This window comes from Bradyrhizobium sp. CFUWI, assembly GCF_056429085.1.
Window position 1 is genome coordinate 107,946 of the sequence record NZ_JBWJZE010000021.1, and the last position, 6,398, is coordinate 114,343.

A 6,398-nucleotide genomic window follows, 5' to 3' on the forward strand; every position below is an offset into this window, starting at 1 on the left:
TATTGTGAACCTGCAGCCCTTTCGTTGTGCGGCGCACACGTTTTCTGAGCACCCTGTTATCCCGCCGCTACGTCAGGATGCAGCTTACCATCCGACGCAACCGGACCCGGTCGGGTTCAATTTCACGGTAAACGCAGAATAAAAACGGCCGAGCGCGATCGCGGTTCCAGAGGAATCCGGCGCGGTCAGATGATGGGAAGTAGCGGTATACCGCCTCAGGCGCCCAGGATGTCGTGGACTTCGAGCGGCTTGTCGACCTGGTTGAACCACTCGGCCCGGTTCGCGGCGCGGCGGCGGCCGCGCTCGTCGAGCGGCAGCTTGAGCTGACGCAGCAGGCTCGTCACCTCTTCCCGGGCGGTGAGATGGCCGAGATTGGGCCGCATGCCGAGCGTGGCCTCGTCGATCTCGTCGAGGGCGGTCAGGCCGCGCGGGAAGAATTCGCGATAGACGACGCGCTCGGCGAAGCCATCGACGTAGCGGAAGCCGAGCCGCAGCGACAGATCCTTCAGCCCCTCGGCGACCAGCTGCTTGTTGCGCGAGCCGAGCATCGACAGGCGGTTGCGCACGACGATCCAGTCGGTGGTCGAACCGTCCAGCTGGCGGCGCTTGCGCCGGACGTCGCGCACCATCTCGGCGTAATGGCTCTCGCCGGTCACCGCGTAGCTCGCGGGATCGACGGTGCCGAGCACGTCGAAATCGAGGAAGCTGTCGTTGATCGGCGTGACCAGCGTGTCGGCCATCGAATGCGCAAGCCGCATCAGGTAGCTGTCGGTGCCCGGCGTATCGATCACGATGAAGTCGAAGCTGCTCTCGACTACCGAGACCGCCTCCATGAACTGCTGGAACTCGGAATTCTCGTTCTCGGCGATCTGCATGGTCTCGCCGAGCTTGATGCAGCGATGCACCGGCAGTTCGAGGTCCAGCTTGGTGCGGCGCGCCCAGGCGGCGCGGTTGTTGATGTAGTGGGTGAAGCTCTGCTGACGGCAGTCGAGGTCGATGGTGGCGACGCGCTGGCCCGCCTTCAGCAGCGCAACGGCGATGTGCAGGGCGGTGGTCGACTTGCCGGAGCCGCCCTTCTCGTTGCCGAGCACGACTACATGCGCCGAGCCGGATTGGCCTTGGCTAGCCTGCACAAGCATGGCGATCCTCAACACCCCTGATGAATATCTTCGAGTTGGCCGCGTCTGCGGTCAAGTGAAATGCGTGACAGGTCATGCAAATCGTATTGCGCCGTTCTTCATCATGAATCGCGGCGCCAATCTTCGTCTGTGATCCAGCCCATAATGCCGCGATGTCGTGCGCGGCCTTGCGCGGGATGCTGTGCCGCATCCGGGTGCATGGCGTCCATGATCGCTGCTTGTTAAGGTTAGTCCTCCCGGGCGCAGATCGCGCCGCACCGATTCCCAACCCTGCCGAGTCTCGATGTCATCAAGCCCCTTGATCGCCCGCACGGTCCCAACCTTGCGCCGCGCCCTCGACAATCTTCGCAAGCGAAAGGCCACGATCGCGCTGGTCCCGACCATGGGGGCCCTCCATGACGGGCATGTGTCCCTCGTCCGCCTCGCCAAGCGGCGCGCCAGCCGCGTCGTCGTCTCGATCTTCGTCAACCCGACCCAGTTCGCCCCGACCGAGGATTTCGGCGCCTATCCGCGCACCTGGAAGGCCGACATCGCCAAGCTCGCGGCCGAGGATGTCGACATCGTCTGGCATCCGGACGTCAAGGCGATGTATCCGGAGGGCTTCGCCACCCGCATCGTGCCGGAGGGGCCGGCGCTCGCCGGCCTCGAGGATCGCTTTCGCCCGCATTTCTTCGGCGGCGTCGCCACCGTGGTCGGCAAGCTGTTCACGCAGTGCCGGCCGGACTTCTCGATCTTCGGCGAAAAGGACTTTCAGCAATTGCGGGTGGTGACGCAGATGGCGCGCGACCTCGACCTCGGCGTCAAGGTGATCGGCTCGCGCACCGTGCGCGAGCGCGACGGACTCGCGATGTCCTCGCGCAACGTCTACCTGTCGGCCGAGGAGCGGCAGACCGCCCCCATGCTCTACCGGGCCATGAAAGAGAGCGCGCGGCGGATCAAGGCCGGCGACGCCATCGCGCCGGCGATGGCCGGCGGCGCCGAGATGATCAAGGCGGCGGGCTTTGCGCTGGACTATTACGAGCTCCGCCATGCCGAGACGCTGGCACAAGTCGCCTCGCGCAAGGACGGCCCGTTGCGGATCCTGGTGGCGGCCAAGCTCGGCAGCACCCGGCTGATCGACAATATCGCGGTTTAGAGCAGCCCCAGATCGCGCAGTTCGCGCCGCATCGGCTCCGGCATCGCCGCGATCGAGCCGGCGGCGGACCTGCCGAGATCGGGCGGCACGGAATCCTCCGTGAGATAGCGCCAGCCCTGGAACGGGCGCATCGGCCGCGGCGATACCGAGATCACCTTCGGCTGCATCACGATGCGGCAGCGCCCGATACCGTCCTTGTCGCGGAACGGCTCGATGCCGATGATCTTTTCCCGCGCGGCGATCTCGCCCTTGATCACCCAATAGAGCGACCCGCCGGCGAGGATCTCGGCGTCGCGCTTGGGCACCATGCGGGTGATGTGGATGTGGCGTTGCGGCAGACCCTTCTTCTTGGCGGTCTGCATCCGTTCGGCGACCCACTCCTTCAATTCCTTGACGGAGTCGCAGCCGACGGCGAGCTTGATCAGATGTAGCGGCATGGCCCAGCATTAGCCGGGCAACACCGCATTTGGAATGCCGAACTATTCGTTATCCGCAGCCGCGGGAGCCGCCGCGGTCGCCGGCGGAGGCGCGAGCGGAACCGGTGCTGCGGTGGCCCGCGCAGCCTTCGGGGCCGGCGGCCGCTTCGCAGCAGGCGCCGCAGGCGCTGAAGCCTGTGCCGAGGCAGCTGCCGGCGCGCGCGAAGCGGCCGGCGCTGCCGCCGCGTTTGCCGGCGGCGCGGCCTGCCGCGCCGTCGCCGCGGGCTCCGGATTCATGATGCTGACCGGCGGCGTCGACGAGGAGCTCGGGAACTCGGCATTGGTCGGCTTGCCCGTCGGCATCGAGGGCGGCAGACCCGCGAGCGCCGCATTCGGCGGCAGCGCCGCTGCCGCCGCCGTCGCCGGCGCATTCCAGGTCGGCGCATGGCGCGCGACCAGCACGTCGTAGAGATGGGAATCCATGTTGGCAGCGACCTGCTGCTGGTCGGTCAGCGAGCGGAACGCGGCACACTCGAACTGGGTACAGCCGTCGCGCACGACCAGCACCTGCGCCACCAGGCCGTAGCGATCGCGCTCCAGCGCCTTGCGCAGCGCTTTGATGTCCGCCGTCAGGCTCTTGTCGGCGGTCGCGGCATCGCCCAGCGCCATCAGCCGGTCGATCCGGGCCGCGGTGTAGGACACGGCCGCGGCCACCGCATCCGGCGAGCCGAACAGCGCCCTTTCGCAGCCGATGGCGACCGCATCGCCGGCGAGATCGTCAAGGCAGGACAGTGCCGGCAGGCTGGCGACGACCGCGCCCGGCGCGCGCGCCTCGGCCGGCGCGTCCGAGCCCAATGGGCCATAGACGCGCACGGTGGCAGCTCCGGCGATCGCAATGGAGAGCAGCGTGATCACGGTCAGGGCGCCGTTGGCAACCGATCTGTCGGCGCGCAGCAACGTGATCAGCAGGATCAATCCGAAGAATCCCGCAGCGGCCAGCGTCATCCACATCGGAAGGGCCGGTGAGCGCCAGATTTGGTCGAGCGAAGTGGCCCAAGCCCAGTTCATGCGCGACGTCCCCTCACGCGAGCAGAGAGCGAATGGTCAAGCGAGCACCGCTAATCGGCAACTGCCCCGGCCCACCTTTTGGAGGTGAAGCGGGCCTTTTGACGGCGGCAGGACACTATTCGCTGATGGCAGCAATGCGGGATGCGTCAGCCTTCAGGAGCGCGAGCTGGCTTCAGGACAGCGCGAGCTGGCTTTCCTTGGCGACGCGTTCGAAGGCTTCGGTCGAGCTCTTGATCCGATATTGGCAATCGTCGCCATCGGTCGGCAGCAGACGGATGATTTCATACGCGCCGCTGGCGGCGGGGCGCGCGACGTTGCTGGCCGTGAACAATACGCGCGTTCCAATCGGGAATTTGTGCTTCAACACCCTCTCCATCACTCCAAACAACGCCTGCCTCGCCCATGGTCCCACTACGACGGCCGGCCGGAAACCCATGTACTTTATAGCACGCGACCCGTGGTTTTGGCCAGCGCCATGCCTGCATGGCAAGCGCGTATATTTTGCAGTCTTTTCAGAATGATAGGACCGGAACCGGCGGGCCGATGATACCGGCGGGGGCCGCTCGTTCAGACAGCTTGTCGCAGCCCCTGACGCCATGGCCCCCGGTCAATTTCCGGCCATGCGCCGCCGGCCGCCACAGGGGCCAGCGGGTCTCGGGCAGCCCCCGGCGCTCAGGCGTCCTCGAACTTGGCGATGACAAGCGTTTCGGCCAGCCCGTCGCGGGTCCATTCCTGGAACGCCGGCAGCGCTATCATCGTCTCCATGTAGGCCTTGGTATCCGGCGCAACCTCGATCGCGTAGGTGCGCAGGCGGTGCACGACCGGCGCGTACATCGCGTCCGCCGCGCCGAAGCGGCCGAACAGGAACGGCCCCGCCCCGTAGCGCGTGCGACACTCGCGCCAGATCTCCTCGATGCGGGCGACGTTGGCCTTGGCCTCCGCGGACAGCGCCACGGGGCGGATCGGCCGATGCAGGTTCATGCCGCATTCGTTGCGCAGCGCCACGAAGCCGGAATGCATCTCGGCGCACACCGATCGGGCATGCGCGCGCGCGGCGACGTCATCGGGCCACAGCTTCACTTCCGGATAGCGCTCGGCGATGTATTCGATGATGGCGAGCGAATCCCACACCGTGACGTCGCCGTCGACCAGCACCGGCACCTTGCCGGCGCGGCTGAAGGACAGGATCTGCTCCTTGTCCGCGGGATTGTCGGTGTAGAGCGGAATCAGCGTCTCCACGAACGGAATGTCGTTGGCGCGGAGCGCGAGCCAGGGCCGCATCGACCATGACGAGTAGTTCTTGTTGCCGATGGCGAGTTTCAGCGCAGCCATGTCATCAGTCCTTCCAGAGACGTCCTCGAGCGAGCCGCTTTTAACGCCATCACCTGCCGCCAATCAATCGTTGCCGCGCCGGCCCACGCGTGGCAATCGTTGCCGTCCGCGCCAGGAGACAGACATGAGCAGGCACTGGGTCGACATCGCCGCCGTCGGCTTCTTCGTCATCGAATGGCTGGTCTATGCCCTGACGCTGGAGCATTCGGCCTACGGCCGCGACAGCCTGTCGGCGCGCATGAACCGTTATCGCGAGGTCTGGGTCCGCCGGATGCTCGACCGCGACACCCGCATGGTCGACATGCAGATCATGACCTCGCTGCAGAACGGCACCGCCTTCTTCGCCTCCACCAGCCTGTTCGCGCTCGGCGGCGCGCTGGCGCTGCTGCACGCCACCAACGACGCCATCACGATTCTGAGCAAGCTTCCGGTCGATCTCAGCACCTCGCCGGCGATGTGGGAACTGAAATGCGTCGGCCTCGTGCTGATCTGCGTCTATGCCTTCTTCAAATTCGCCTGGGCCTATCGCCTGTTCAACTATGTCGCGATCCTGTTCGGCGGCATGCCGGCGGCGGACCAGCGCGACACGCCAGCGGCCGAAGCCCACGTCATCCGCACCTCGCGCCTGTTCGAATCCGCCGGCCGCCATTTCAACCGCGGCCAGCGCGCGTTCTTCTTCGCGCTCGGCTATCTCGGCTGGTTCGTCAGCCCATGGGTGCTGTTCGTCACCACCGCCGCCGTTGTGGTCGTGACCTGGCGCCGGCAGTTCGCATCCAGCGCCTGGATGGCGATGGCCCCGGAGGTGGACGCAGATCAGGGGATGAAGCGCGGTCATTGAGGCGCCGGTGTCCCGGACAAGCTGCACCCCCCTCGGCGTTGCGGCGCAGAGCCGGGACCCAGGGCGACACGGCACAATGCCGCGACATGGGCCCCGGCTCTGCAGCGCACCGTCGAAGGGACGCTGCGCTGCGTCCGGGGCGCGAGAGCTGAGTGTGGCGCACATGCTCTCTCCCCGTCATTGCGAGGAGCCCTTGCGACGAAGCAATCCAGACTATTACTGCGGACACATTTCTGGATTGCTTCCGCCTTCGCCAAGGCTTCGGCGGACAAGTCGCTGCGCTCGCAATGACGGAGGATGAGGCGATAGCTGGTTCTCCAAGTGAGGCTGTCATTCCCCGCGAAAGGCGGGGAATCCAGTACGCCGCGGCTTCTCGGATTGATCGCTGGCGTCTCTGGAATACTGGATCGCCCGGTTGAACCGGGCGATGACACCGCGTGTGTGGCGACGGGCATACGTTCTCGCTCTCG

General features: G+C 66.2%; 8 protein-coding genes. 3 read left to right on the plus strand and 5 right to left on the minus strand.

Annotated features, from left to right (window positions below):
• Positions 1 to 215: 215 nt before the first annotated feature.
• On the minus strand, positions 216 to 1,139 hold the full coding sequence (locus tag AC066S_RS32070; protein WP_126258630.1) for a division plane positioning ATPase MipZ: 924 nt from the start codon (positions 1,137 to 1,139) through the stop codon (positions 216 to 218).
• On the opposite strand from AC066S_RS32070, the gene AC066S_RS32075 reads away from it, so the two are divergent.
• Positions 1,138 to 1,272: a hypothetical protein gene (locus AC066S_RS32075; RefSeq protein WP_283810597.1), complete on the plus strand. Its 135-nt coding sequence runs from the start codon at positions 1,138 to 1,140 to the stop codon at positions 1,270 to 1,272. The two genes, AC066S_RS32070 and AC066S_RS32075, sit on opposite strands and share 2 nt — an antisense overlap.
• Positions 1,273 to 1,422: 150 nt before the next feature.
• Positions 1,423 to 2,274: a pantoate--beta-alanine ligase gene (gene panC, locus AC066S_RS32080; protein ID WP_478271489.1), complete on the plus strand. Its 852-nt coding sequence runs from the start codon at positions 1,423 to 1,425 to the stop codon at positions 2,272 to 2,274.
• Here panC and AC066S_RS32085 read toward each other — a convergent pair.
• From AC066S_RS32085 to AC066S_RS32100, 4 genes are all read right to left on the minus strand, one after another.
• Positions 2,271 to 2,711 carry a DUF1489 family protein gene (locus AC066S_RS32085; RefSeq protein ID WP_126258632.1) on the minus strand — a complete coding sequence of 147 codons (441 nt, stop codon included), beginning with the start codon at positions 2,709 to 2,711 and terminating at the stop codon, positions 2,271 to 2,273. The genes panC and AC066S_RS32085 overlap by 4 nt on opposite strands.
• Before the next feature lie 42 nt (positions 2,712 to 2,753).
• Positions 2,754 to 3,758, minus strand: a complete 1,005-nt coding sequence (locus tag AC066S_RS32090; RefSeq protein ID WP_478271490.1) for a hypothetical protein — start codon at positions 3,756 to 3,758, stop codon at positions 2,754 to 2,756.
• 172 nt (positions 3,759 to 3,930) lie between these two features.
• Positions 3,931 to 4,134, minus strand: coding sequence for a hypothetical protein (locus tag AC066S_RS32095; protein ID WP_126258634.1), 204 nt, complete (start codon positions 4,132 to 4,134; stop codon positions 3,931 to 3,933).
• Positions 4,135 to 4,430: 296 nt separating this feature from the next.
• Complete coding sequence (locus tag AC066S_RS32100) at positions 4,431 to 5,090, minus strand: glutathione S-transferase family protein (protein ID WP_478271491.1); 660 nt, start codon at positions 5,088 to 5,090, stop codon at positions 4,431 to 4,433.
• A 124-nt stretch (positions 5,091 to 5,214) separates the two neighbouring features.
• On the opposite strand from AC066S_RS32100, the gene AC066S_RS32105 reads away from it, so the two are divergent.
• Positions 5,215 to 5,928 (plus strand): DUF599 domain-containing protein, encoded by a 714-nt coding sequence (locus AC066S_RS32105; RefSeq protein WP_126258636.1) that lies wholly within the window; start codon positions 5,215 to 5,217, stop codon positions 5,926 to 5,928.
• Positions 5,929 to 6,398: the final 470 nt, after the last annotated feature.